Annotated in this window: 22 protein-coding genes and 1 pseudogene; 13 read left to right on the forward strand and 10 right to left on the reverse strand. The window is 60.0% G+C overall.

The window, feature by feature from the left end:
* The first annotated feature begins 405 nt into the window (after positions 1-405).
* Both ACP15P_RS13120 and ACP15P_RS13125 read left to right on the forward strand, forming a co-directional pair.
* Positions 406-1,389: an ATP-binding cassette domain-containing protein gene (locus tag ACP15P_RS13120; RefSeq protein WP_424928921.1), complete on the forward strand. Its 984-nt coding sequence runs from the start codon at positions 406-408 to the stop codon at positions 1,387-1,389.
* Positions 1,386-2,234 carry an ABC transporter permease gene (locus tag ACP15P_RS13125; protein ID WP_424928922.1) on the forward strand — a complete coding sequence of 283 codons (849 nt, stop codon included), beginning with the start codon at positions 1,386-1,388 and terminating at the stop codon, positions 2,232-2,234. Before ACP15P_RS13120 ends, ACP15P_RS13125 begins: the two co-directional genes overlap by 4 nt.
* A gap of 292 nt (positions 2,235-2,526) precedes the next feature.
* Here the strand turns inward: ACP15P_RS13125 and ACP15P_RS13130 are convergent, their stop codons facing one another.
* Positions 2,527-3,447 carry an alpha/beta fold hydrolase gene (locus tag ACP15P_RS13130; RefSeq protein ID WP_424928923.1) on the reverse strand — a complete coding sequence of 307 codons (921 nt, stop codon included), beginning with the start codon at positions 3,445-3,447 and terminating at the stop codon, positions 2,527-2,529.
* Between the two features lie 246 nt (positions 3,448-3,693).
* Positions 3,694-4,659 (reverse strand): acetylxylan esterase, encoded by a 966-nt coding sequence (locus ACP15P_RS13135; RefSeq protein WP_424928924.1) that lies wholly within the window; start codon positions 4,657-4,659, stop codon positions 3,694-3,696.
* A gap of 920 nt (positions 4,660-5,579) precedes the next feature.
* On the opposite strand from ACP15P_RS13135, the gene ACP15P_RS13140 reads away from it, so the two are divergent.
* The 5 genes from ACP15P_RS13140 (at position 5,580) to ACP15P_RS13160 (ending at position 10,753) form a co-directional block, all read left to right on the forward strand.
* A complete protein-coding gene (locus tag ACP15P_RS13140; protein WP_424928925.1) occupies positions 5,580-6,554 on the forward strand; it encodes a Bug family tripartite tricarboxylate transporter substrate binding protein in 975 nt (324 codons plus the stop codon).
* Between the two features lie 63 nt (positions 6,555-6,617).
* The gene (locus ACP15P_RS13145; RefSeq protein ID WP_424928926.1) at positions 6,618-7,091 is read left to right on the forward strand and encodes a tripartite tricarboxylate transporter TctB family protein; all 474 of its coding nucleotides are present in this window, start codon (positions 6,618-6,620) and stop codon (positions 7,089-7,091) included.
* Positions 7,092-7,094: 3 nt separating this feature from the next.
* Positions 7,095-8,591: a tripartite tricarboxylate transporter permease gene (locus ACP15P_RS13150; protein WP_424928927.1), complete on the forward strand. Its 1,497-nt coding sequence runs from the start codon at positions 7,095-7,097 to the stop codon at positions 8,589-8,591.
* A complete protein-coding gene (locus tag ACP15P_RS13155; protein ID WP_424928928.1) occupies positions 8,588-9,286 on the forward strand; it encodes a FadR/GntR family transcriptional regulator in 699 nt (232 codons plus the stop codon). The genes ACP15P_RS13150 and ACP15P_RS13155 overlap by 4 nt, the downstream gene beginning before the upstream one ends.
* 9 nt (positions 9,287-9,295) lie before the next feature.
* A complete protein-coding gene (locus ACP15P_RS13160; protein WP_424928929.1) occupies positions 9,296-10,753 on the forward strand; it encodes a sulfatase family protein in 1,458 nt (485 codons plus the stop codon).
* Between the two features lie 508 nt (positions 10,754-11,261).
* Here ACP15P_RS13160 and ACP15P_RS13165 read toward each other — a convergent pair.
* The 6 genes and pseudogenes from ACP15P_RS13165 to ACP15P_RS13190 form a co-directional block, all read right to left on the reverse strand.
* Positions 11,262-11,531, reverse strand: coding sequence for a hypothetical protein (locus ACP15P_RS13165; RefSeq protein WP_424928983.1), 270 nt, complete (start codon positions 11,529-11,531; stop codon positions 11,262-11,264).
* Between the two features lie 35 nt (positions 11,532-11,566).
* A pseudogene (locus ACP15P_RS13170) lies at positions 11,567-11,644 on the reverse strand (hypothetical protein); the annotation flags it as partial.
* A gap of 118 nt (positions 11,645-11,762) precedes the next feature.
* Positions 11,763-12,914 carry an ROK family protein gene (locus ACP15P_RS13175; protein ID WP_424928930.1) on the reverse strand — a complete coding sequence of 384 codons (1,152 nt, stop codon included), beginning with the start codon at positions 12,912-12,914 and terminating at the stop codon, positions 11,763-11,765.
* 10 nt (positions 12,915-12,924) lie between these two features.
* Positions 12,925-14,217: a TRAP transporter large permease gene (locus ACP15P_RS13180; RefSeq protein ID WP_424928931.1), complete on the reverse strand. Its 1,293-nt coding sequence runs from the start codon at positions 14,215-14,217 to the stop codon at positions 12,925-12,927.
* Positions 14,207-14,728 carry a TRAP transporter small permease gene (locus tag ACP15P_RS13185; RefSeq protein WP_424928932.1) on the reverse strand — a complete coding sequence of 174 codons (522 nt, stop codon included), beginning with the start codon at positions 14,726-14,728 and terminating at the stop codon, positions 14,207-14,209. The genes ACP15P_RS13180 and ACP15P_RS13185 overlap by 11 nt, the downstream gene beginning before the upstream one ends.
* Before the next feature lie 15 nt (positions 14,729-14,743).
* Positions 14,744-15,712 (reverse strand): TRAP transporter substrate-binding protein, encoded by a 969-nt coding sequence (locus tag ACP15P_RS13190; protein WP_424928933.1) that lies wholly within the window; start codon positions 15,710-15,712, stop codon positions 14,744-14,746.
* Between the two features lie 176 nt (positions 15,713-15,888).
* Here ACP15P_RS13190 and ACP15P_RS13195 point away from each other — a divergent pair, with 176 nt between their 5' ends.
* Together ACP15P_RS13195 and ACP15P_RS13200 are read left to right on the forward strand one after the other, a co-directional pair.
* Positions 15,889-16,635: a glucosamine-6-phosphate deaminase gene (locus tag ACP15P_RS13195; RefSeq protein WP_424928934.1), complete on the forward strand. Its 747-nt coding sequence runs from the start codon at positions 15,889-15,891 to the stop codon at positions 16,633-16,635.
* Between the two features lie 9 nt (positions 16,636-16,644).
* Complete coding sequence (locus tag ACP15P_RS13200) at positions 16,645-17,658, forward strand: N-acetylglucosamine-6-phosphate deacetylase (protein ID WP_424928935.1); 1,014 nt, start codon at positions 16,645-16,647, stop codon at positions 17,656-17,658.
* A gap of 140 nt (positions 17,659-17,798) precedes the next feature.
* Here ACP15P_RS13200 and ACP15P_RS13205 read toward each other — a convergent pair whose 3' ends face one another.
* On the reverse strand, positions 17,799-17,981 hold the full coding sequence (locus ACP15P_RS13205) for a hypothetical protein (protein WP_424928936.1): 183 nt from the start codon (positions 17,979-17,981) through the stop codon (positions 17,799-17,801).
* 47 nt (positions 17,982-18,028) lie between these two features.
* Between ACP15P_RS13205 and ACP15P_RS13210 the strand changes: the two genes are divergently transcribed.
* On the forward strand, positions 18,029-18,394 hold the full coding sequence (locus tag ACP15P_RS13210) for a hypothetical protein (protein ID WP_424928937.1): 366 nt from the start codon (positions 18,029-18,031) through the stop codon (positions 18,392-18,394).
* A 137-nt stretch (positions 18,395-18,531) separates the two neighbouring features.
* Entirely contained in the window at positions 18,532-18,885 is a 354-nt protein-coding gene (locus ACP15P_RS13215; RefSeq protein ID WP_424928938.1) for a hypothetical protein, read from the forward strand.
* A gap of 606 nt (positions 18,886-19,491) precedes the next feature.
* Here ACP15P_RS13215 and ACP15P_RS13220 read toward each other — a convergent pair.
* Positions 19,492-20,385 (reverse strand): LysR family transcriptional regulator, encoded by an 894-nt coding sequence (locus ACP15P_RS13220; protein WP_424928939.1) that lies wholly within the window; start codon positions 20,383-20,385, stop codon positions 19,492-19,494.
* A gap of 279 nt (positions 20,386-20,664) precedes the next feature.
* Between ACP15P_RS13220 and ACP15P_RS13225 the strand changes: the two genes are divergently transcribed.
* Positions 20,665-22,224 (forward strand): trimethylamine methyltransferase family protein, encoded by a 1,560-nt coding sequence (locus ACP15P_RS13225; RefSeq protein ID WP_424928940.1) that lies wholly within the window; start codon positions 20,665-20,667, stop codon positions 22,222-22,224.
* A 38-nt stretch (positions 22,225-22,262) separates the two neighbouring features.
* Positions 22,263-24,713, forward strand: a complete 2,451-nt coding sequence (locus ACP15P_RS13230) for a GcvT family protein (protein ID WP_424928941.1) — start codon at positions 22,263-22,265, stop codon at positions 24,711-24,713.
* Positions 24,714-24,717: the final 4 nt, after the last annotated feature.

Below are 24,717 nucleotides of genomic sequence, written 5' to 3' on the forward strand. Positions count from 1 at the left end.
GAGCGGAATCTCAGGATGTCTATGACCCCAAGACAAACACGCTCAACAAAACGAGAATGATAGCAGTCCCTGCAAGACCAACCCACGGACCAACATGGTGTTTGGTCTTCTTGCCTTCGTTTTTTTTCGGGGCTGTCATTGAAATTTTTCCTTTGCCTGTTCCGGGAGACAACTGGCCTGGGTGCGATCCGTTCCACGGTATTTGGACTGTTTTCACCGGACATTGTCGCGCCGTGTCCGGTTTTCTGTCCAAGACACTTTATTCCTGACCTTTGGGATCACATGCCATTAAGCTGGCGACGACCGCGTTCGGCTCGTAATTCCTGCACGATCCTATCGACTAATCCGGCGGGTGATGTACCTTGCGCAGTGCCAGATGACCCGCATCAGCCCCGGACGCCGAACGTGAACATCGAACACTCAGACCTTGCGATCCAAGCCCGCGGCCTCGTGCGCCGTTACGGGGATCTGACGGCCGTCGCGGGGATCGATCTTGAGGTGCTGCGCGGCATGATCTTTGCAGTGCTGGGGCCAAACGGCGCAGGAAAAACCACGCTATTGCGGATGTTGGCTACGTTATCGCCCCCGGATGGCGGGAGCGCGACGGTGATGGGCCATGACATCGCCACCGCGCCGGAGAAGGTGCGTTTTAGCATCGCGATGACGGGCCAGTTTGCCTCTCTCGACGAGGATCTGACGGGACGCGAAAATCTGGTGATGCTGGCCCGCCTCTGGGGATTTCGGGGCGGCCAGGCGCGGGCGCGGGCCGACGAACTGCTTGACGCTTTCGAGCTGGCGGCGGCGGCGCGCAGGCAGGTCGGGGATTACTCCGGCGGAATGCGGCGCAGGCTCGACATCGCGGCCTCCCTGATCGTGACGCCCGGGGTGCTGTTTCTGGACGAGCCGACCACCGGACTGGACCCCTCGGCGCGAAAGGGAGTGTGGCGGCTGATCCGGCAGCTTGCCGCGTCGGGCGTAACAATCCTGCTTACGACCCAGTACCTCGAAGAAGCCGATCAACTCGCGGACCGGATCGCGGTCATCGACCATGGGCGCAAGATTGCCGAAGGGACCAGCCGCGAGTTGAAGGCGGCTACCGGCTCGGGCGTCCTGCATGTCTCGCTTGCCGATCCCGGCCAGATTGAGGCTGCCGCTGAGCTGTTGTCTGAGCACCTGGGAAGCGCGGTGCAGCGCAGCCCCGAGGGGGCCGAGCTTTCGGTGCTGGCCGGCGACGCGGCCGCGGCCAATGCGGCCGTCGCAGCGCTGATCTCCGGAGGCTTTGCGCTGGCTGACTTCCGTATGGGCACGCCGAGCCTCGACGAAGTCTTCTTTGCCCTCACCGGACGGCCGGACGCATCGGTCCCCGAAGACCCAAAGGTTTCGCCATGACCGACCAGACGGCGGCCGCCCCCAGGACAGGCGCCCGGACGCCCGGAACACCCGGCATCGCGGCTCTGAGAAGGGTCCCTCCGCCGCCGACGCCCGGGCCACTGTCGAACGCGCTGGTCTTTGGCTGGCGGGCGATCCTGAAGTTCCGCCATGTGCCCGAGCAGTTGTTCGACCTGGTCATGACGCCGATCATGTTCACGCTCCTGTTCACTTTTGTTTTTGGCGGAGCACTGGCCGGTTCGACGGGCGACTATCTGCAGTTCTTCCTGCCAGGCATTCTGGTGCAGACCGTCGTGTTCAACTCGGTCTATTCCGGCATGGGTCTTTCCACTGATTTCCAAAAAGGCCTGTTTGACCGCTTCCGCACGCTGCCCATCTGGTCTCTTGCACCTTTTGCGGGTCTGATGGTCGGTGACCTCCTGCGCCACCTGATCGCGGGCGGGATCATTCTTGGCATCGGACTGACCCTTGGCTACCGTCCCGAAGCGGGTCTGGTTGGCACGCTCGCCGCCTTTGCCATGCTGTTGACGATCGGCTTTGGTATGGGTTGGGTGTTCATCGTGCTGGGTCTTCTGGTGCGGACCCCGATGACGGTCATGACCCTGGGATTTACCATCCTGTTTCCGGTCACCTTCGCCTCCAACATCATGGTCGATCCAGCGACGATGCCCGGCTGGCTTCGCAGCTTCGTGGAGGTGAACCCGGTATCGCTGATAACAACCGCGCTGCGTGGGTTGATGTCCGGCACAGCCAGCCTGTCACAGATTGGTCTGGCCTTAATCGCGCCCGTCGTCCTGACCCTGACGCTGGCGCCTGTGGTGCTGTGGCTATACCGACGCAGATAAGGCTGACGGTTGCGGGAGGACAGCGCCGGAAGGCGCCGTGCGAGGACGCTGCCGTTTCCGGGTTTGGCCCGGTGCGAAAGCCGGATTGCGGTGCAGACCCTGCACACCTGTAGCAAAAGCTTGCTCTGTCCGTACAATCCCGGTCCAACCCAGCCCCGGGCTGCAGTAGCATCGAAAGTTCGGTCCGATGGGCTGCGGAGCAACACTCAATGGTGCGGTTTAACGGCGGCAACGGGCCATGAATTGAAACCGGTCTACAGCCAGCCGGACCCTGGAGCCACCGATGCCAAGATCAGCCATTGAGGCGGGTCAGGGCCGCCTCAACCTGCGGAAGAGCGGCGTGGTGGGGCATGTGGCCGATGCCGTCGAGGGTTGTCAGCCGGGCGACCGGAGTTTCGCGGGCGAGTGCTTCGGAGTGAACGCTGAGCCATACGGTGTCGTCGGCGTTGCCGTGGAGGATCTCGACGGGCATGGCGAGTTCGCCGTAACGCGTCTGCATCATGGTGATCTGCTGTTTAAGCGCGGTGAGCTGGAGCGCATTGGCGCGCAGGGCCGATGGCTGCAGGATCAGGTCGAGGCGGAGATGTTCAAGATAGCCAACGGGTACCTGCTGCGGTTCGAAGACTCCGTTTACGGTCCTTCTGGCGAAACCGTCTGTGACCAGTGCTGACGCGCTTCGGGCGGCAAACGGGCCCAGTGCGGGATTGGCCAGAAGCTCGCTGGTGAAGCCGACGCCACCGGGCCATTCGTGGCTGGGGGCGGCGAGCAGCATGAGACCGTTGACGCTGTCCGGAGCGTCGAGGGCCCAGGCAAGTGCGACCGAGCCGCCGTAGCTGTGGCCGGTGACAATGGCCCTGTCGACACCCATGTCCGCGAGCGCCGCGCGCATAAGGGCCGCCTGCAGGGAGAGACTGGAAACACCGGTTTCTGGAGCACCGCTCAGCCCGTGGCCGGGGCGGTCGAATACGATGACGTCGTTGGTCGCGGCGAAGCGCCCCGCGGCTTGATACGTCCAGTCGCGCAGGTTCCCGCTGGCCCCATGGATCAACACAAGAGGCGGGCCGGAGCCCAGGCGTTCGTAGTGGAGTGCAACTCCGTCGATAACAATGGTTTGGCCGCGCGAAGAGGGGGCCGGCGTCACGTCGGGGTCCCCCGCGCAGCCGGAGGCTCCGAGTATGGCGGTCCCGCCAGCAAGAAAGGCTCTGCGGTCCATTTGGTCAACTCCCGGTATCCGTCGTTTCGTGAGGCGTCGTTTGTCAGTTGTGGTTCATGGAGTTTCTTTCAAGCAACCGGCCGTGACAAGTTTTCTGGCCGTTGGGAGGAAAGCAGCTTGGCGGTTCACGACGGGCCTGCTTTTCGACGTCGATGCTGACAGGGTAAACGATTTGCCATAACGAACAGCCTGCTAATGGCTGCCTCACCGGCCATCCTTTTATCCAACGTCAGAAGTAATGGAACCTCAAAGCTCTTCCAGGAAACTCCTCACCCTGTCCCCGAGCAGCACATGCTGCTCTTTCATTCCGGGATAATCGTAGTGCCCGGCATCGAGAACGAAGGTCTCATGGTGGTCTGGGGGGTTGAGCGCGTTCGCTACCGTAAACTGACATGGTGGCGCGACGGCAGGATCAAAACGCGCCACCGCCACCAACATCGGCACACTGATACGCGTCGCGGCTATGGCGGCATCGAAAAACGCGAGCGATGCGCGGGCTTGCCCATGGGTTTTCAGAAATCTCTGCACGGAATTGCCGCTTCCAACGGTGGGCAGGGTCAACCACAGCGGCATGTTGCCGAACGTCGGTACAATCAGGTGTCCGCGCGTAATGCGCGGATCGTGGGGGATCGCGAGTGCACCGATACCGCCCCCAAAGCTTGTCCCGATGTAGCCGATATGGCCCTCGATCCCGGGATGAAGCTTTGTCAGGGCCGAGACCGCGAGCCACAGATCATCGACGCAGCCGCCGAGGATGTAGCGCGTCGGGTCGCCAATCTTGTGAAGAACATGCCCGGCAGCTTCAGCGGGGATTGGCGGGCAGGCGCTGCGCGAGAGGCCCCGGGAACACGGGAAGAGTATGGCCGTGTCGTCCACCGGTATGTCGAACTCCGGCCCGCCACGGCCGCCATATCCATGACCGACCACCAGTCCCCGGGTGATCCGTCCGTGTTTGGGCCGGAGGAGCCAGCCGCAAATCCGGACACCACCGGTCGAGGTGTAGGTGATGGATTCTACGTGCCAGTTTGGATTGCTTTGCGAACTGGCGCTCAGGCGTGGGTTCGGATCGACTTCGCGGGCGGCGAGATAACGTTCACGCCAAAATGCATCGAACCCCGTTGGGGCCATCGGAGGCCTCAGCGCCAGGAGTTCGGAAAGTCCGTAGCCGTAGGTCGGATCGAAATCGAATTCATGTTCCGTCGGGATGCTCATGGATCTCTCTCTACGGGGAATGTGGGGGACATGAAACTGAATGTCGGTGTTACGTCCCTGCTGTCGGTTTCGTGTACAGGAAGACAGGATCGTGACCACGACACTGGAGACAGGCGATGAAGAGAAGGACTTTCAGCAAAGTGTTTTAGATCGGGACAATGGGGCTGCTGCGGGAACGCAGCGTCGCCGTTGTTGAGGCCAACAGGGATCCCGAGGCTGCGGAAAGCGTTCTGTGCCGCTGGATCGGGCAAGCCATCGCAACTTCTGCATGCGTCCTTCAAGGCAACGGACAGCAACGCGCAGATTTGACGCAGATTGCGGCCCTGAAGAAACAGGTTGCCAGGCTCTGGACGGAGCGTGAGTTCCTGACAAGCCATTTCGGGCCGCAGCCCGCCCGTGTGCGGTGGCGAAGGGCTTTGGTACGATGCTGGCAAAGGGTATGCAGCATGGCACTCTGTGCATTGCAACGCTGCAATCTTCTGAACCCTCTGACTTGCCGCGTATTGTGGCACCTTGATACCGAGTTCTTCATCGAAACTGATTGCCGGTTTGCCTCGGTTAAGATGTTGCTCGAACCTTAGCGTGTGAAAGTGGCGGCGACTTACGCCGTACTATTTAAAATCAAGGAGCAGCTGCTCCAAGTGTCGGCGATGACCTCATGGAACGGCAGATGACGTTCGCGAATAATTCGGAAATTAAAGCGGACAAGGATATTGGCGAAGCGCAGATACTGCTTGATAGCGGAGTGCGCGCGGTCTCGCGTAGTCAGGCGCCAAGGGGGCGTGCTGATCTGTCATCACCAGCAAAATGGTGAGCTTGTCGCAGATTTTCGCAACTGGTCTGGACAATTCGGATCGTATCTCTTATTGGTTGGTCCAATATCGCAAGTTTTAAAGCGAATAAAGTAAGGGAGGGTTAAAATGTCGAAGATCTCGAGGGGAATCGCGCTGATTGCCAGCCTCTGCTTTGCTGCTTTGGTCGTGCCGGTTGGACCAATTGGCGTTGGCAAGGTGGCGGCGCAAGAGTTTCCGGCCAAGCCGATTGAGGTGATCGTGCCGTTCAAGCCCGGCGGGAGGACCGACGTGGTGGCTCGGCTTATCGGAGAGAAAATCCAGGAAGAAGGGCTGCTGAGCCAGCCGATGGCGGTGGTCAACGCGGATGGCGGGGCCGGGGCCAACGCGGTTAACCGGATGCGCCGTGGCGACGGGGATGGCCATACCATCGTACACTGGCACCACCAGGCACTGATCGCGATGGCGATGGATCTGGGCGATTTCGGCCTCGAGGACTTCAAGTCGATCGGCTACACCGGCGGCGGTAGCCCGGTCTGGGTGGTACGCGAGGACGGCGAATTTGACACGCTGGAGGACCTGATCGCGCATCTTAAGGAAAACCCGCGTGGGCTGATCGAGGCCGTGGGCATCGGTACCATCCCGCATTTCGTGGGCGCCATGCTGGCTAATGAGGCGGGCTTCGAGACACGCTATGTCACCGCCAACTCGGCCGCCGACCGGCTGCGGCTGGTGCTGGGCGGAAATGCCGATATCGCGCTTTTTGCGGCCTCTGAATACATCGCGCAAGGCGAGGGGCTGAAGGCGTTGGTCTACTTCGGCCGCGAGCGTTTGCCGGACCTGCCCGACGTGCCCACCGCGATGGAGTTGGGCTACGACGTGAGCTGGGCCAATCCCAACTGGTGGCTCGCGCCCGCCTCGACGCCCGACGAGCACGTCGCGGCGCTCTCGGCGGCGCTGGAGGTGGCGATCAACGACCCGGAAATCGTCGAGTACTTCCAGAACAACACCCTCCAGCCTTACTGGACGCCGGGCGACGAAGCGATGGACGACGCCCGGAAGCAGCTCGAAGCACTTCAGGCCGTGGCTGCCACTATCAACTGATCCTCCCGCTGGCGGGCTTTTCCGCCCGCCAGCAGACAATTCTTCGCCAGAAGGCAGCCCACCATGCGCGAGGCGACACGCCAAAACATCGCTGACATCATCCTCGCCGCGTTTGTAGCGGCGGGATCGGTAATGCTCTTCATCGGTGCGGCCGAATTGCCGCCGCCGCGCTTTGAGCCTCTTGGGTCAGCCGCGCTGCCGCGCATCCTGGGCGCGCTGCTGATTTGCTTCGCCGTGGTCCTGAGCCTGCGTGCCGTGCTGCGGATCCGCGCCGGCACCCTGCGCGACGAGGTCACCTCGCACGCCGATCCGCGCCGTGGTGCGCTTGTCTTCGCGGCGTTGGTTGTCTACGTCGCCGCGCTGGACATCGGCCACGTGCCCTTTGTGCCCGCAACCATGGTCTTCGTAACAACTACCGGGCTGGTCATCGGAGCGCGAAGCTGGGTGAACCTGTTCGTCTTCGCGGCTCTCGGCCTGGTTCTCTCACTGGCGATCTCGACCGTGCTCGAACGGTTTCTCTACATCTCTATCGGCTGACAGATGCTGGACGCCTTCCTCCTCCTCTTCGAATGGCAGAACCTTCTGTTCCTCTTCGTGGGCACGGCGCTTGGCATTGTTGTGGGAGCGATTCCGGGGCTGACCGCCTCGATGCTGATCGCGCTCACGTTGCCGCTGACCTTCCATATGGACCCGGTGAGCGCCGTCACCCTGTTGATTGGGGAGTATGTCGGCGGTATCTCAGGCGGTCTTATCACCGCAATCCTGCTGCGTATGCCGGGCACACCGGCGTCCATCGTCACCACCTTCGACGGCTACCCGATGGCACAGAACGGTTTTGCCGAGCGGGCCCTGGCGTTGGGCATCATGGCCTCGGTCGTGGGCGGCATCATCTCCTGGGGCTTCCTTGCCGGCATGTCGCCGGCGCTTGCGCGCTTCGCCCTGCAGTTCGGGCCGTGGGAGTATTTCACGCTGGTGCTGATGGCGTTGGTTATGCTGGCCGTGCTGAGCCAGGGCTCGATGATAAAAGGACTGATGGCGGCTGCTCTGGGCATGGCCTTTGCCTTGCCGGGGATCGACAGTTCGATCGGCCAGGCGCGGCTTACCTTCGGCTCGAGTTCGCTGCTGGCTGGCTTCGGCCTGCTTCCGGTGCTGATCGGTGCGTTCGCGATCAGCCAGATCCTGCGTGATGCGGCCACGCCGCAGCAGAGCGGCCAATTGGACATGCCCAAGCGCACGCTGCCGATCTACCGCCGCGATTTTGGTTATGCACTCAAGCTCGTGCGCGGCTCGGTCATCGGCACCTGGATTGGTCTCCTGCCGGGCATCGGCGCCAATATCGCTGCCCTTGTCAGCTATTCCACCGAAAAACAGCTCTCGAAGGAGCCCGAGAAGTTCGGCACCGGCCACGAGCCCGGGGTGGTGGCCGCCGAGAGCGCCAACAACGCTTCGATCGGCGGGGCGCTCATTCCGCTTATCACCATGGGCATTCCCGGCTCCGTGACCGAGGCGATCCTGATTGGCGCGCTGACCATCCACAACCTGCAGCCGGGGCCGCTGTTGTTCCAGAACGCGCCTGAGATCGCCTACGGCATCATCGCGGCCTATCTGGTGGCAAACGTCTTGATGCTGATGCTCATGTGGGGCGCGGTGCGACACATTGCCCGCATCGTACAGCTTCCGCGCTCGGGGCTGATGGCGGTGATTCTGGTTTTCTGCGTCACCGGCTCCTATGCCGTGAACTCCAGCTTCGTCGATGTCTGGGTGATGATTGGCTTCGGAGTGATCGGTCTGGGGCTCGAATATTGCCGCGTGCCGCTCGGCCCATTTGTCATCGGATTTGTGCTGTCGCCCATAGCCGAAGAGCAGCTTAGGGCTTCGCTGATGATGTCTGACGGCAACTTGCTGGAGATTTTCGCTCGTCCCTACGCGCTGCTCTTCCTTGCTCTCGCAGTGGTGACCGTGGTTTGGCCTTATGTCGCCGCCCGTCTTGGGGCCCGGGCACGGGCGCGGGCCGAACAAGCGGAGGACGCGTCATGAATTTTCTAAATCTGCCCACGGGCAACCGCCGGTACCTCGAGATCGCCCGCCATCTGGCCGGTGAAATAGAGGAGGGCAAGTACGCATCCGGCGAACGTCTTCCGCCCGAGCGGGAACTGGCCCAGGTGCTCGACGTCAGTCGCACGACAGTGCGTGAGGCGTTGCTGGCGCTGGAGATCATGCAGATGATCGAGATTCGTGTGGGCTCCGGCGTCTTCGTGCGCGATGACGCCGCGCGCGGGCCGACGCCGCTGTATGAGCCAGATGCCGCGCCTCCCTCTGCGGTTCTGGCGGCCCGACGGCTGGTCGAGGGCGAGACCGCGGCGTTGGCCGCTGCCCATGCGACGCCGGAACAGATCGCGTTAATGGCCCAGACCAACGAGGAACTCGCCGCAAATGTGGAAAACGTCGCGGCTTTCGATGCCGCGGACGCCCGCTTTCACGACCTGATAGCCCAAGCCGCCGGTAACGACGTGCTGGCAGGGTTCGTCGCCCACCTCTGGCGGATGCGGGAAAGCGAGATGTGGGCTTTCTGGTATGATCAGACCCGTCACCCCGACAACCGTCGCCGTTCGGCCCAGGACCACCGCGTGATCCTGCGCGCCATCGAGCGCGGCGCCTCCGATACAGCCCGCACCGCGATGCAGAGCCATCTCGACGTGCTGGCCGACCGTTTCTACGAACTCAAACTCTGAAGGCCCTCAATGACCGCACAGAAGCCCGATATCGTTTTCATCATCACCGATCAGCAGCGTTATGACACCATCGCCGCGCTCGGGGCATCGCATATGGACACCCCCAACATCGACCGGCTGGTGAATAACGGCGTCAGCTTCGAACAGTGCCACGTTACCGCGCCGTCCTGCGTGCCATGCCGTGCCTCGCTCTTCACCGGCTACTATCCCCACACCAACGGCGTCCTCGCCAACGGGCAGCCCTGGAGCAGGACATGGATAAGCGATTTGGCGAAGGCTGGCTACCACTGCGTGAACATCGGCAAGATGCACACCATTCCCTATGACGCGAAGGCCGGTTTTCACGAGCGCTACGTGGTCGAGAACAAGGACCGCTACATGGAGGGCCGCTGGTTCTTCGACGAGTGGGACAAGGCTCTCGCTTCCCACGGGCTGAAGAAGCAGCAGCGCGAGACCTACCGCCAGCGCCCCGACTACAAGGACCGGCTGGGCGCCTTCACCTGGGACCTGCCGCCCGCGTTGCAATCGGACAACTTTATCGGCGAGACCACCAAATGGTGGCTCGAGACCAAGCCAGTGGAGAAGCCGCTTTTCCTGACGGTGGGCTTTCCCGGACCGCATCCGCCCTACGATCCGACGCCGGAGATGGCGGAGAAATACATGGCCCGCGACGTGCCTCTGCCGGAGGTCTCGGACGAGGAACTGGCAGCGCTGGCCGGCCCCTGGATTGAGAAGCGCCAGCACGACGTGGAGGTCGATCACGACAGCGTTGCGTGGAAACTGAAACCCGCGACCGAGGAACTGAAGCGAATGCGGGCCTACTATTACGCCAACATGGAAATGATAGACACGCAGGTGGGCAATATCCTCGATGCACTTGAGGCGCGCGGAAATATGAAGAATACCATCGTCATATTTACCTCCGATCACGGCGATAATTTGGGCGATCACGGGCTGAGCCAAAAGTGGGCACCCTACGATCAGGTGACCCGCGTACCAATGATTGTATCTGCACCGGGCCGTTTTGGAGGTGGCCGGAAAGTAGAGGAAATGGTGCAACTCTTCGATCTCGCCCCAACTATCCTGGAGTGGGCCGGTGTCGATCCCGATCCGAGCTTCGAGGCGATCTCCCTCAATCCGGCGCTGGAGGGCTCGGACTTCGAGGGCCGGAGCCACGTGTTCTGTGAACAGGCAGGTGACGTGAACATGACCGGAGCGAGCTACCTCACCATGGTTCGTTCGAAGACCCACAAGCTGGTGCACTTCCGAGGCTCTGACGAGGGTCAGCTTTTCGATCTCGTGGCCGACCCCGGCGAGCGGGTGAATCTCTGGAGCGATGCCGATCATACCGGCGTCAAACAGGAGCTGTTGAGCGAGCTGCTCGAATTCCATATCGAGAGCACGGTTCACACCCGCAATGCGCGCCATCTCATTGTTTCACCCCCGGGCGAGGACGCGTTGCAATAATAGGCTGCTTCGTCCCGGCCCGGCCTGCGAGCGAGGCTTCGCCACCCGGCGGGCGGCGGGTTCTGGGCACCGCCGGCCCGAGCGTTGGTCTGGATGGCGAGGAAAAGCGCATTTGATGGTCCCTCGCGTTTTTGCCCGAGGCGCTGAGCGCCACGCGCGGGATGATAGGCGCAGAGTGATGATGGCGGGTCAAGTCGGCCGACCGGCGGCGGATCAATCGTGTGTGCGATCGTAACGGATACTGTAATTAGCCCAGTGTCCACAAATTGCACCAATAATGATACTTATGTTAAAAAAGGTATGTATTCATTCAGATTGCTTGACCACACGGGCTAACCGCCGAAAGCGGAGAACCGGGGCCGGGACTCATAACCGTTGGTTGACTGGTGCCGCGGGCGCCATGACCTAACGACGACCTTCGGAGACAGTCTTATCGGGTTTCCACGAGCCTCCAGGCTTTTGGTTGGCGGCCTAACCCTGTTAACTTTTTTCTGGCCAGAAACAGCGATTATTTGGTTTCAAGCGGCAGCACACAATCCGAGGCTGGAAGTTCGATTGACGGGAAATCCACTTCGGTAGCCGGGCTGTCCTGTCCCGCAATACAAAGACGATAAAGCTCTTCGTAGCGGTCGATCATTTTATCCAGACCGAAGCGGCTGACTGCCAAGCGCCGAACTTCACGACGATCCATGCACGCGGCTCGTAGCGCTGCGGCGGCAAGCCCGGCAACATCACCCTCGTCAACGATGACACCGCCCTTGCCGACCACTTCCGACACGGCCCCGCATCGAATGCGGCCAAAGGTACGCCACAGGACATCGCTTCGACTGCTGCGAGGCCAAAAGGTTCGTTCCAAAGAAGTATAAAAAGACAGACAGATGCAACTGACAACTATCGTTACGTTGTTAGCAGCAGCCGTTTTGACCTGTTTGCAGTACGATCAAAGCACACTTGTTCGCGGGCATACGGTCTCATTCGGTGACCGCTGGAATTCGCCCCGTTGCCAAGCTCAGGAGCTGACTATTCGTCGCAGTTCGGACGCCAGTGGTGTACGCACGGCTCCGGCGAGTTCCTCGGTTTGGCCGCCGTTGCTGACCGAGACCTGAACCTTGTCGAGTGAGCGGAGAATTGGAGCGACCTCGAGTGTTTGGACGAAACGGCTGAAGACCTCCGGGTTTTGCACGAACGGTCCTGTCAGTATGACCCGGTCAGGAAAGAGCAGCCGGCACAGGTTCGCGGTGACGCGCAGGACTTCTTCCAGTGCTTCCTGGAGGGTCGGTGAGGTCGACAGGTCGAGTTGACGCAGATGTCCTCCTATGCCGTGCTCGCTGTTGGGTAGCCCGGGAATTTCCCGGCAAAGTTGCGTACGGATTGACCAAAGTGCCGCCACGGTTTCAAGACAGTCGGTATTGCCGCAACTGCACCGCAAACCGCGACCGTTTCCGAGACCCCAGTGGCCGATCTCACAGAAGCGGCCCCTCGTCCGGTTAACGACATCGCCGCCTGCCGAATAGGCGGCACCAATGCCGTAGCCCCAGTGCAACATAAGAGCAGTCTCTTCCACGCCGTGGTTTTCCTTGTGCCGCACCCCGGCCAGCTCAGCATCCAAATTGCGGATCAACCAGATAGAACATCTGAAACTGTCGAGTGCGGCACCAAGATCCACGTTACGAACCTTTGGCCACCTGGCTGTCACACACCAGGTTTTGCGACCAACGTCCAGGAGCCCGGACATCGAGCACACAACTGCACTCAACTCCACCTGGGGCGGAAAAAATGCTTGCGCTTCCTGAACAAGCAGCTGAATGGCCCTGGCCATTGCGCCATTGTCGGTCTCAGGCGGAGGCGCGGTTGAAACCTGACCCAGGACCCGAAGATCCAGATCGACGGCACTTGCCACCAGGGACTGGTCAAGCACAGTGATAAACACTGCGCCCAGTCGCAGCGGGTTGAAGGAAAGAACCGCCGCCGGCCGTCCCTTGCCCCTGCCCCGCGTCGTGTTTTCGAGCAGGACCTCGCGACTGGCCAGTTGACCGACCAGTTCGGAGACGGTGGTCGAGCGCAGCCCGAGCTGGCGGCCGATTTCACCGCGGCTCGTGGCTTTGCCCGCGCGGACCAGCGACGCTATTGCGATCAGGTCATCGGTTCGTCCGGTATCCATAGGCGATGCCTTATTCCATCAGGGCTGGAAGGGTCATTGTGAGGGCCGGGATATATGTAACCAGAAGAAGGACCACAATCATGGCCAAGTAGAACAGCCACATGTAGCGTGTGGCCTGGCTCAGGCGTATTCGAGCAATACCGCACCCGACCAGGAGCGAAGTGCCTACCGGAGGTGTGCATAGGCCGATGCCGAGGTTCAGGATCATCATGACGCCGAAATGGATCGGGTCGACGCCGACTTTGGTCACGATGGGCAGGAGGATCGGTGTCAGCAGCAGAATCAGTACACCCATATCCATCAGCATCCCAAGCACCAGAAGCAGCACATTGATTGCAAGAAGTACGAAAAGTTTGTTTTCGGAGATGTGGAAAATACCCTCGGCGAGCAACGCAGGGATCCTGAGATAGGACAGGAGGAACCCGAAGACCGACGAGGTCATGATGATCGCGGTGACCATCGCCAGCGTGGTCAGGGTCGTGGAGAAAATCCGGGAGATCGCGGGCAGACTTAGGCTGCGATACCAGAACAGCGTGACGCAGAGTGCATAGATCACTGCGATGGCTGCGGACTCGGTGGCGGTGAACACGCCCGACAGGATGCCGCCGATGATGATGACGATGGTGAACAGTCCGATGGCAGCGTCAGCGAGAGCGACCAATCCGCCCCGGAGCGAATATCGCTCGCCTTTGGGATGGTGGTGCCGCTTTGCCATGACCGCGCAGATCAGCATGAGTGACAGACCCAGCATCAGGCCGGGTATGTAACCTGCCAAAAAGAGTGTGGAGATCGGAAGTCCGCCTGCAGCCAAGGCATAAAAGATCATGTTCTGACTCGGTGGAATGAGGACGCCCTGCACCGACGAAGTGATGGTGACGGCAACCGAATATCCTGCGGGATATCCGCTTTTGTTCATGGCAGGGATCAGAAACGATCCGATTGAGGCGACATCGGCCACGGATGAGCCGGATATCCCGCCAAACATCGTGCTGGCGACCACATTGCCCTGAGCAAGTCCGCCGCGCATCCGGCCGACCAGGACATCTGCGAGTTTGACGAGTTTGTCGGAGATGCCGCCTTCGGTCATGATGTTGCCGACCAGGATGAAGAACGGCACCGCGAGAAAAGTAAACGAGTTCAGGCCGTTGATCATGCGCTGTGCCACCAGTAGCAGAGGCAGGCCCAGATGCAAGGCCGTGGCAAGAGAGGCAAGGCCGAGCGCGAAAGCAATAGGCACCCTCAACAGCATCAAACCAAGGAAGCCGCCGAGCAGCAGCAGAATGCCTATCCAGTCAACCGACATGCTGCGTCTCCGGATGGTCGTGGTGGTCTGTCAGGGTGACGTCGCGCAGGATTACGTTGGCGATTGCGTTGGTGATGCCAAGGAGGCCACCGACGATGGCGGGGAAATACAGGAGGGACTTTGGCAGGCCGGTCGCGGGAAGTACCTGTACGCCGGTCAACGCAATGAGATCGCGGCCGAAATACATGACGGTGAACATGAAACCCGCCATCGCCAGCTGCGCCGCATAGTCAAGCGCAAGCGCCACGGGTAGAGGCATTTGATCGCGGAGCCAGGTAATCGCCACGTGCTCGTGACGGCGTATCCCCACGGCGACGGCCAGAAGGCCGAACCAGATCAGGAACAGCAGGGCGATTTCCTCGGACCAGCTGGTCGGGCTGTTGAGTACGAAGCGCAGGAAAACCTGCGCCACGGTAACGGTTGTGATCGCCACGAGCAGCCCGTGGCAGGCGAACGCGGCCAGTCGGTTAAGCCCATCAATCAATTGGGCCAGACGGCCGCGCCACATCATGGTCTTGAGCCCCGTCTATTTCGCGGCCTGGATGCGCTCGAGAAGCGGCATAAGGTCGGGGAACTCCTCATAAATCGGCTGCACGGCTTCCTGGAATGGGCCGTTGTCGATCTCTGTGACGGTGGAGCCGCCCTCAATCACGGTATCCCGGGCCTGCTCGTTGGCTTCACGCATGATTTCACGCTCATAAAGAGAGGCCTCCACGGCGGCTTTGGTCACGGCCTCCTGCAGTTCCGGCGACAGGCTGTCGAAACGGGCCTTGTTCATCAGGATCAGCGCTGGCGGGCTAAGATGGGCATCGACCACGTAGTTCGGCGCAACCTCGTAGTGGGCGGAGGTATGGTAGCTGACGAAATCGTTCTCAGCCCCGTCGATTACGCCGGTCTGAAGTGAGGAATAGACCTCGCCATAGTTCATCGGCGTAGGGACAGCGCCCAGAAGCTCCATCATACGGATCGAAATGGGTGCGGGCTGAACCCGGATTTTCAGGCCCTTGAGGTCGTCGATGCTCTCAATGGTTGTGCCTTCAACAGTGTAGAAGGACCGCGCACCGGCATCCATGTAGGCGAAGCCCTTAAGGCCCACATCCTCAAGATCCGCCAGAACCTCGGCGCCAATGTCGCCATCAAGAACTTTGTATTTGTGATCCCATCCCGCAAAGACATACGGCAGCGTGAACGCGCCCATCGAGGGGCTGACATTGGCCAGACCTACCGAGTTCACACGGGTAAAGTCGATGATCCCCGCCTGGGCCTGTTCGATGGTTTCCGGTTCCTGTCCGAGCTGTGCGCCGGAAAACACCTGAACCTCAATCTCTCCGTTTGTATATTCCTTCACAAGGTCGGCGAAGCGATACATGGCGACGGTGACAGGGTTTGAGTCGGGTTGGTTTTCGGCCAGTCGCATGACCGTTTGGGCCGTAGCCGCAACCGGCAGGACGGCCGCACAGGCCATAAGGCCGAACAGTGCGTGGCGTAGTTTCATGATGGTAGCTCCTGTTGGTCGTGGTTGATTTTTTCTCAGCAAAGCCCGCATTCGGCACTACGTCAACATATTTAAACATCTTTGTTCAAAAAAGTTTCCTCGACTGGCTTATGCCTTGACAGTTTGCTTCCTATCAGACCTTTTATTCAAAACAGTACCGTTCAAAAGGCATCAAAATGAAAACGACCGTGCATAAGGACAAACAGGCCATGGGGCGTGCCGCAGCCCGGGAGGGTGCCGCGATCATCCGTGAAGCCATTGCCCGGGATGGGCGAGCAGCGGTGATTGTCGCGACCGGGGCCAGCCAGTTTGAGATGCTTGAACACCTGGTTCAGGAGGATGTCGACTGGAACAGGGTCACCGCCTATCACTTGGATGAATATGTCGGTCTCCCGGAAAGTCATCCCGCCAGTTTTCGCGGTTATCTGAAATCCCGTTTTGTGGAGAAAGTCGCGGACCTGGGAGAGTTCGTTGCCGTCGATGGGGACGCGGACGATCTGGACGCCGAGATTGCACGCCTGAACGGGCGAATTGCGGCTGAGGATATTGCCGTTTGTTTTGCCGGCGTTGGCGAGAACTGTCATCTTGCGTTCAACGATCCCCCCGCTGATTTTGAGACTGAGGTGCCGTACCTGGTTGTGACCCTCGACGAGGTGTGTCGTCAGCAGCAGTTTGGCGAGGGCTGGTTCCCCACGTTTGAGGATGTCCCGGCGCAGGCGGTGTCCATGTCCGTGCATCAGATCCTAAAATCCCGGAACATCATTTTGACGATCCCCGATGAACGGAAAGCGAAGGCGGTGAAAGCCGCGCTGGAGGGGCCGGTGACCAACATTGCGCCTGCGTCGATCCTACAGACACATGAAGCGGTAACCGTACATATGGATCCGGCAGCCGCAGGGCTTCTCAAGCCACATACTGATTGAGGGCGGCGCGTGCAAAGCGAGGGGCTCTTCGATCTTCAGGTAAACGGTTACGCCGGGGTTGATTTCAACGACGCAGGGCTTACGGCCGACCGTCTGGACACTGCTTTGGAAGCAATGCTTCGGGACGGGGTCACCGGATGCCTGCCCACGCTCATTACGGCCAACCTCAATGAATTGAGTGTTCGGTTTGCCGCTCTGGATGCGGCGGTGCGGGATAGTCGGCTGGGTCCGGTGATGGTGCCAGGCTATCACCTGGAGGGGCCATTTTTGAACGCGGGAGAAGGCTATCATGGCTGTCATCCCGCCGCCAAAATGACCGATCCCGACATGGTATTTCTGAGCAGGATTGAAGCAACCCTGTCCAGGCCCATTCTACTATTGACGGTGGCACCGGAGCGTAACGGTGCGGTTGCGACGATCCGACAATGGGTTGATGCAGGCAAGACACTGGCGGTCGGGCATTCGGCAGCCGGCTTTGAAACCATGCGTGCGGCAGCGGATGCGGGGCTGAGCCTGTCCACCCATCTGGGTAACGGATTGCCCCAGGTTTTGCCAAAGCTGGATAATACCCTGCTGGCACAACTGGCTGAACCACGGGTGGCGGCGTGTCTGATCGCTGATGGTGTCCATATCCCACGTGAAGCATTGCGGGCTTTGATCGCGCTGAAACGGCCTGAGAATTGCATTCTGGTGAGTGACGCGGTGGTGGCCGCGGGCATGCCGCCGGGAACCTACGGTTTTGGCGGCATGCAGGTGCGGCTGCTTGACGACGGACGTGTTGTGCAGCCCACAGGCGCCGATCTTGCCGGGTCGGCGCTGCGCTTGGATCAGGCCGTAAGAAATCTTGTGGACTGGTCCATAGCTAAACCAGATGCAGCGGCATCAATGGCCGGTTCAGCAGCCCGTCAGGCTGTGGCCCGGTCGCTGGCACATTATGGGATTGTGCTGGAGCCAGGCCAGATCACCTGGACCGACGCCCTGGAGCCGCGAGTATCACGGATGCCTACTTTGCACATGTCCTGAAACCAAAAATGCCAAGTGTGCCTGACGGTACGTAGGGCCCGATTGGAAACGGAGCCGTCCGCGCCAATAGTAAACTGACATGGACAGGAAAGACCGCCGTAGGCCGATCCGCTTAGCGCAGCCTATTTTCAGAGCCGGCATCAAAGATGCATCGCGTCCGCCGGATCAAAATCAACCAGCACTCCGGTCTCTTCCGCGATTGCCTCATCGCCCCTGGTCTCGACAACGATGCGTTCACCTGTGGGAGTGTTCAGATAATCGTAAGCGACTCCGCCCATCCGCTCCCGAATGTCGACCTTGACCGGAGAATCTCCTGCACGCACCGACAGATGCTGGGGGCGCAGGCCAACTATTACTTCGGAGCCCTCACTTGGGAGATCTGCTCGACGGACAGATCGCTACCGCACTTGGCGGGAAATCGACAGAGGAACCAAATCTTCTCGCACGTTTGGCCAAGGAGCGCAGAATCTTCGAAACTTTCTTTTTCGAAAGCTTTGCCGGCGTCATTGCCGATATCGATCGGAAAATCGAAGAACATACGGTGCACGGATGGGAAACCCATCCAGCTTGGGATGAGAATGGAAATGAAAGCTTCATGGACGTCCCGGCGAGCGAGATGCTGCCGGAAGCTGAAGCCCTGGCCATAGCGTCCCAACCACTTCGTGAAATGCGCGATTTTATCGCGCGGATTCACGATTTGCGCGCCGCGTCCACTGCAGTCGCCGCACTTGGCTGAAACATCCGTCACTGCCCGGTGAAGTTTTACCGGACAGGATCATCCTCGCAGGCTCCCGCCTACGCTCCCCGCCCGGCAGGTCCGGGCGGCTTGACGGTCCGCCATTCTGGCGCACCACAACCCGAGGGGGTCCTCACATGAAAATGGAACCATTCTCTGTTTCGCAGTCGGCTTTGCCGCAACTGCATGTCCGGCTGACCCGGTCTCAGCGAACGCTGATCGCCGAAGCGCAGCGTATCTTGCTGCATTACAGCGAAGACATCATCGCGCATTGCGCGGCCGTCGCCGGCACCGCGGGCGCGAAAGTCGCCGATGAGGTCTGCAACATGCTGCTCTGGCGTCGCATGCCACCTGAGACCTGGCCGCTCCCACGTCTTCTCCACCTGCTGTCCCAGACATCACCGGCACCCGGCACCGCCGAAAGGGCCGCACTACCGCGCGAGGCATTCGACAATATTGTTCAAGATATCGAGCGGTTGAAGGCGCTATAGTTTCTCTACGAAACTGTGGCCGTTTACGAATTCGATCATCTGATAGATGCGCGGGGTCAGGCTGCTTTGTCGCTTGCCGACCTCAGCGTTCCCAGCCTGTCACAAGGCGGCATTTTCGATCCAGAGTCCCTGCGCGTCACTTACGATTGTTGTTCGGAATCAAAAATCACCTGCGCCGCGATTCCGGTGCTTTCAAAGCACAACCCGTTCGTTCAGGGGCTCGAGAATGTCGAGGCGCTCGGACGGCGGGCGGCAGACACTACGCTAACGGCAATAGCGGCGCCGAAGTCCGCTCAAACGAAACCGGGCGACAAACGATAGCCCTGTGCCCACCGGCGTTGACCATCAACGGTGGCCTCGGGTTGCCGTGAAACTTCCAGAAGAGAGGCTCAAGCTGCGCCATCCGCGCCATCTGCGCATCTTGAGCCCAGAATAGACCCGGACATGATCACCGTTCGTTTTCGATCCGTGAGTCGTGATCCAGTCGAAAATCAATGAGTCCTGACCTCGAGGAGGATGTCGCGCACATTCCCGTTCACGTCCAACGCCTTCCGGTGCCGGTGTATCCGGCCCCAAGTCCGAACGACCTCCTCATCGAGATTTGGTCTACTGTTGAAACATGCCTGGCGTTCCGCCCGCCATGTTGTTGAGCCAGCGAAAAAACCGTACGGAGCGGGCCTTGGCCTGTTGTTCAGTCGAAATTTCCAGCCAGTAGCCGTTAGGGCCTTCCACCATTGTGGGCGAGATCTGAACCAGGCTGCCAGCGTCGAGCTCATATTCGATCATGTTACGATCCACCACGGCGACGCCGACCGAGTTTTTGGCAGCCTGTATGGCGAGCTCAAGTGACGCAAATTCCATGGATGCCCCGGTGGGCAGGTCCGGGTGATTTGGCTCGAGGGCCTGCCAGTCCTCCCACAGCGGGAAGCGGACACCCTTGTCGAAAACGTGTAAAAGGCAGCCGTTGCGCATGGCTTCCCGGTCCTCGAAAAGCTCACGGGAGCAGACGGCGACATGCTGTTCGACGAACAACTGAACATGGTCCGTTCCTGGCGCCGGATGCGAACCGAACCGGATAACGCAGTCCATATGGATGTTGGGCCGTGGCCCGGTGTGGACGGCCAGTTCGACACCTGGGAACCGCAAAGGGTATTTCGACAGACGCCGGGACAACCACCGTGAAGCCAACGTAGGGGGCGCCAACAGGTTTATCTTTTGACGCCGGAAAGACCCGGTCGCATCGTTCACCGCATCTTCCAGAAGGCCGAAGGTCGCGAAGATCCGTTGGTGAAAGGCCCGGCCTTCCGGAGTAAGCGCGATGCTGTTTCCGACGCGGTGGAAGAGCCTGAAATCCAGCGAGTCTTCCAGCGCCCTGATCTGTCTGCTGACAGCGCTTTGGGTGACTCCAAGCTGCCCCGCCGCGGCCGTGACGCTCAGGCAGTCGCCGACAACCGAAAACGCCCGAAGCGAGGTGAGGCTGGGAGAGTTTTTTAAGGTCATGGAGCACTGTTCTCCCGGATGCGATCATCATGCATTTTAGTCCACTGCCCTGCAATAGCCATTACAAAAATGAATGAGCGTTCCTAATGGTCATTTGTCTCAATCGAAAAACTGGTCACAGATCTGATCTGGCAGTTCCCAATAGGAAAGGCGTCGGTTCCATGAATCATTTCAGGGGCGAGTGTAACAGCTCTCACGCGGCGGTATTGGATGACGCGGGCGGAGCCGGGTCAACTTATGCGGGTCGAGGCAACTCCTCCGTAGTGAAAGGGTCTTCGTATGGCCAATGACCAGATGGTGCAGGTGGCGCATGGACGGCGTGGGCGTCGCCGTCAGAATGGAGTATCCGCTCCGGCACTCGTGCAGCGTCCGTTCAGACGGCTTGCACTGCCCTATCCGCCGGTCACTCTGATTTCTGAGGACCAGGTCGAATACATACACCAGGCATCCCTGAAACTGCTTTCGGAAACTGGTCTGGATGTGCTGCATCAGGGAGCCCGCGCCATTATGAAAAAGGCGGGGGCCGACGTCAGGGAGGGTGAACCGCGTGTGCGTTTTGACCCCGCTCTAATCGTCGAAGTGATTGCAACCGTGCCGTCGGAGTTCACGCTGCATGCCAGAAATCCTCGGCATACCGTCACCATGGGCGGGAACAGCGTTGTCTTCAACATGATGGCGAGCGCGCCGAACTGTTCGGATACCGACCAGGGCAGGCGCGCGGGAAACCGGGAGGATTACCGCAATTTCCTGCGCCTGGCCCAGATGCACAATGTCCTCCACGTCACGGGCGGTTATCCGGTGGAGCCCGTGGATATTCACGCCTCGATCCGGCATCTGGACTGCATTCAGGATTACATCACTCTGACCGACAAGGCCTACTGCATCTACTCGCTTGGGGAGGAGCGCGTTTCGGATGCAATGGAGATGACACGGATTGCCCATGGACTGACCCGCGAAGAGTTGCGTGACCGGGCCTGCGTGTTTTCGATCATTAATACGAACTCTCCGCTCCAACTCGACATTCCGATGATGCAGGGCGTGATGGCCATGGCTGAAATGGGTCAGCCTGTTGTCATCACGCCGTTTACGCTGGCAGGGGCGATGGCGCCGATTACGATTGCAGGTGCAGTGACGCTACAAAATGCCGAAGCCCTGGCGGCCGTGTCCCTGAGCCAAATGGTCCAGCCGGGCGCACCGGTCGTCTATGGAGGCTTTACTTCCAATGTGGACATGAAAACCGGATCGCCGGCCTTCGGCACGCCGGAATACATGAAAGCCCAGCATATCGGCGGGCAGTTGGCGCGGCGCTATGGCATTCCCTATCGCTCCTCAAATGTGTGTGCCGCCAATACGGTGGATGCGCAGGCGGCCTATGAGGCGGTCTTCTCCCTTTGGGGCGCCATCAATGGGGGCGCCAACATGCTCATGCACGGAGCGGGATGGCTCGAAGGAGGACTGTGCTGCTCTTATGAGAAGATCATGCTTGATATAGACCTTCTGCAGATGGTTTCCGAGTTCCTTCAGCCGGTTTCGACCGGTCGGGACGATCTGGCGCTGGACGCAATCAATGAGGTCGGACCGGCGGGTCATTTCTTTGGCACTGATCACACCCAGGCGCGATACCGCGACGCATTTTATTCCCCGATTCTGAGCGACTGGCGGAATTTCGAAACCTGGTCCGAGGCCGGATCGCCGATCGCGATCGAACGGGCAAACGCGGAATGGAAAAACCGTCTTGCCGCCTACGAGGCGCCGCCGCTCGACCCTGCGATTCGAGAGGAGCTTGATGCCTTTGTCACCAGGCGAAAGGCCGAGGGTGGCGCGGCCACTGATTTTTGAGATGCGCCGTGACATGGTGACTTGAGGAATACCGGGACATGCCGACCATTCAGACCGATGAGTTTACAGGCGGAAGAAAATTGCCGTCACACGCCAAAGTCGTAGTCATTGGTGGCGGTGTTGTCGGCTGCTCCATCCTGTTCCATCTGGCCAAATTCGGCTGGAAAGATGCGGTGCTGCTGGAAAGGAACGAGCTGACATCCGGCTCCTCATGGCATGCGGCGGGGGGCATTCACACCATCAGTTCGGATCCGAACATCTCACGGCTGCAATCCTATACGATCAATCTCTACAGGGAGATCGAGGAACTTTCCGGTCAGTCGGTTGGCCTGCATCAGACAGGTGGGTTTTATGCTGCATCCACGCGGGAATGGTATGACTTCCTGAAAGGTGAGCGGTCCAAAGCGCGTTACATGGGGTTGGATCAGGAATTCATTTCCCCCAGGGAATTGGCCGAGCGTCACCCGCTGATAGATCCGGATCACTATCATGCGGTTCTGTGGGACGCACAAGACGGCCATCTGGACCCGTCCGGGACGACCTACGCGTTTGCCAAAGCCGCGAGGGTCCACGGAGCCCGGTATTTCACCCATTGTGGTGTCACCGGTATGAAGCAGCGCCCCAACGGCAGCTGGGACATCGTCACGCCCAAAGGCATGATCAATGCTGAGTATGTGGTGAACTGCGGCGGTCTGTGGGCGCGTGAGGTGGGCCACATGGCGGGTGTCCATCTACCCGTACAACCGATGGAGCATCATTACCTTATTACCGAGCGGATGGATGAGGTGATAAACTTCGGCCGGCAACTGCCACATGGCATCGACTTCGAGGCCAATGTATACTGTCGTCAGGAAGGTCAGGGCATGTTGCTGGGCACCTATGAAGCCCAGGCAACCCCCTGGAAGATCGGCGGCACTCCATGGGATTTCGGTCACGAATTGCTGCCGCCGGATCTTGATCGCGTGGCGGATCGCCTGGAAACCGCTTTCGAGCGTCTTCCTGCCATGGCCAATGCCGGGATCAAGGATGTGATCAACGGTCCCTTTACCTTTGGCCCGGATGGCAATCCGCTAATCGGTCCCGTTCCAGGTATGAGGAACTATTGGGTAGCCGTTGGCGTCATGGCGGGCTTTTGCCAGGGCGGCGGCGTGGGCCTGACACTTGCGGAATGGTTGATCGACGAGGAGCCATCGATTGATGTGTGGGCGATGGATGTCGCGCGTTTTGGTGAGTTCGCGACACCTGACTGGGGCACGATCAAATCGTCGGAAAACTACGAACGCCGCTTCGTCATGACCTTCCCGAATGAAACCCTGCCCAAAGGCCGCAAGCAAAAAACGACCGCGCTCTATGATCGCATGATCGCCAAAGGTGCGGTGATGGATCAGAGCTTCGGCCTCGAACACGTGCTCTGGTTTGCGGATGGCCCCAACGACGCGCATGAAGTTCCAACCTTTGAACGCAACCGGTCGCATGACTATGTGGCGCGGGAAATCAAGGCCGTGCGCGAAGCAGTCGGTGGTATCGAGATCGCCAACTTCGCCAAGCACGAATTCAAGGGCGCGGGTGCGCGCGATTTCCTGAACCACATCCTTGCGGGATACATACCCAAGCCTGGACGCCTGACGCTGACACCGATGCTTACGCCCAAAGGCAAGCTTTACGGCGATCTGTCGGTGGCTTGCCTCGCCGAGGATCATTTCATGCTGTTCGGGTCGGGGGCCATGCAGGAGGCGCACCGCCGCTGGTTCGAAAAAGACCTGCCCGCCGGCGTTGCCTACGCCAATGTTTCGGACGACTGGCACGGCATCGCCCTGTCCGGCCCGAAATCGCGGGAGCTGCTGGCTCGGATCACACGCGACGATGTGTCCAACGAAGCCTTCAGGTTCCGCGACGTGCGGCAGACGTTTGTTGGCGGGGTGCCGGTGACCCTCAACCGGATCAGCTTCTCCGGCGAGTTGGGCTATGAGATTTACTGCAAGCCGCAATACTTGATACGCCTTGCAGACGCCATCGAAGGGGCCGGTGCTGATCTGGGCTTTTGCTGGTATGGCGCGCGTGCGCTGCTGTCGATGCGGCTCGAAAAGGGTTGGGGTGTCTGGACTATGGAATACCGCCCGGATTTCAACGCGGTCGAATCCGGGATGGATGTCTTCATCAACTGGAAAAAGGACTTTGTCGGCAAAGAGGCAACGCTGAAGGCGCGCGATGAAGGTGTGTCGCAGAAGCTGGTGACAATGACCATCGACGTCGATGGGATCGACGTCGCCCATGATGAGGCGATCCTGAAAGATGGTGAACCGGTCGGCTACGTAAGCTCGGGCGGCTATGCGCACCATGTCGGCAAGTCGATGGCAATGGGTTACGTCGTAGCCGAGTTCGCAACGCCGGGAACGACGCTCCAGGTGGAAATTTTGGGCAACTTCTACGACGCTCAGGTTCTCTCAGGGCCAATCTACGACGCCAACGGCGCGAACATGCGTTCGTGACAGG

The organism is Amaricoccus tamworthensis (assembly GCF_049800875.1).
GTDB classification, from domain to species: domain Bacteria; phylum Pseudomonadota; class Alphaproteobacteria; order Rhodobacterales; family Rhodobacteraceae; genus Amaricoccus; species Amaricoccus tamworthensis.

Bases quoted from the DNA above. Each gene is read 5' to 3' on its own strand.
- ACP15P_RS13185 (WP_424928932.1), bottom strand. From the start codon at position 14,728: ATGATGTGGCGCGGCCGTCTGGCCCAATTGATTGATGGGCTTAACCGA.
- ACP15P_RS13135 (WP_424928924.1), bottom strand. From the start codon at position 4,659: ATGAGCATCCCGACGGAACATGAATTCGATTTCGATCCGACCTACGGC.
- ACP15P_RS13190 (WP_424928933.1), bottom strand. From the start codon at position 15,712: ATGAAACTACGCCACGCACTGTTCGGCCTTATGGCCTGTGCGGCCGTC.
- ACP15P_RS13225 (WP_424928940.1), top strand. From the start codon at position 20,665: ATGGCCAATGACCAGATGGTGCAGGTGGCGCATGGACGGCGTGGGCGT.
- ACP15P_RS13175 (WP_424928930.1), bottom strand. From the start codon at position 12,914: ATGGATACCGGACGAACCGATGACCTGATCGCAATAGCGTCGCTGGTC.
- ACP15P_RS13195 (WP_424928934.1), top strand. From the start codon at position 15,889: ATGAAAACGACCGTGCATAAGGACAAACAGGCCATGGGGCGTGCCGCA.
- ACP15P_RS13220 (WP_424928939.1), bottom strand. From the start codon at position 20,385: ATGACCTTAAAAAACTCTCCCAGCCTCACCTCGCTTCGGGCGTTTTCG.
- ACP15P_RS13180 (WP_424928931.1), bottom strand. From the start codon at position 14,217: ATGTCGGTTGACTGGATAGGCATTCTGCTGCTGCTCGGCGGCTTCCTT.
- ACP15P_RS13160 (WP_424928929.1), top strand. From the start codon at position 9,296: ATGACCGCACAGAAGCCCGATATCGTTTTCATCATCACCGATCAGCAG.
- ACP15P_RS13230 (WP_424928941.1), top strand. From the start codon at position 22,263: ATGCCGACCATTCAGACCGATGAGTTTACAGGCGGAAGAAAATTGCCG.
- ACP15P_RS13130 (WP_424928923.1), bottom strand. From the start codon at position 3,447: ATGGACCGCAGAGCCTTTCTTGCTGGCGGGACCGCCATACTCGGAGCC.
- ACP15P_RS13150 (WP_424928927.1), top strand. From the start codon at position 7,095: ATGCTGGACGCCTTCCTCCTCCTCTTCGAATGGCAGAACCTTCTGTTC.
- ACP15P_RS13125 (WP_424928922.1), top strand. From the start codon at position 1,386: ATGACCGACCAGACGGCGGCCGCCCCCAGGACAGGCGCCCGGACGCCC.
- ACP15P_RS13145 (WP_424928926.1), top strand. From the start codon at position 6,618: ATGCGCGAGGCGACACGCCAAAACATCGCTGACATCATCCTCGCCGCG.
- ACP15P_RS13215 (WP_424928938.1), top strand. From the start codon at position 18,532: ATGAAAATGGAACCATTCTCTGTTTCGCAGTCGGCTTTGCCGCAACTG.
- ACP15P_RS13155 (WP_424928928.1), top strand. From the start codon at position 8,588: ATGAATTTTCTAAATCTGCCCACGGGCAACCGCCGGTACCTCGAGATC.
- ACP15P_RS13140 (WP_424928925.1), top strand. From the start codon at position 5,580: ATGTCGAAGATCTCGAGGGGAATCGCGCTGATTGCCAGCCTCTGCTTT.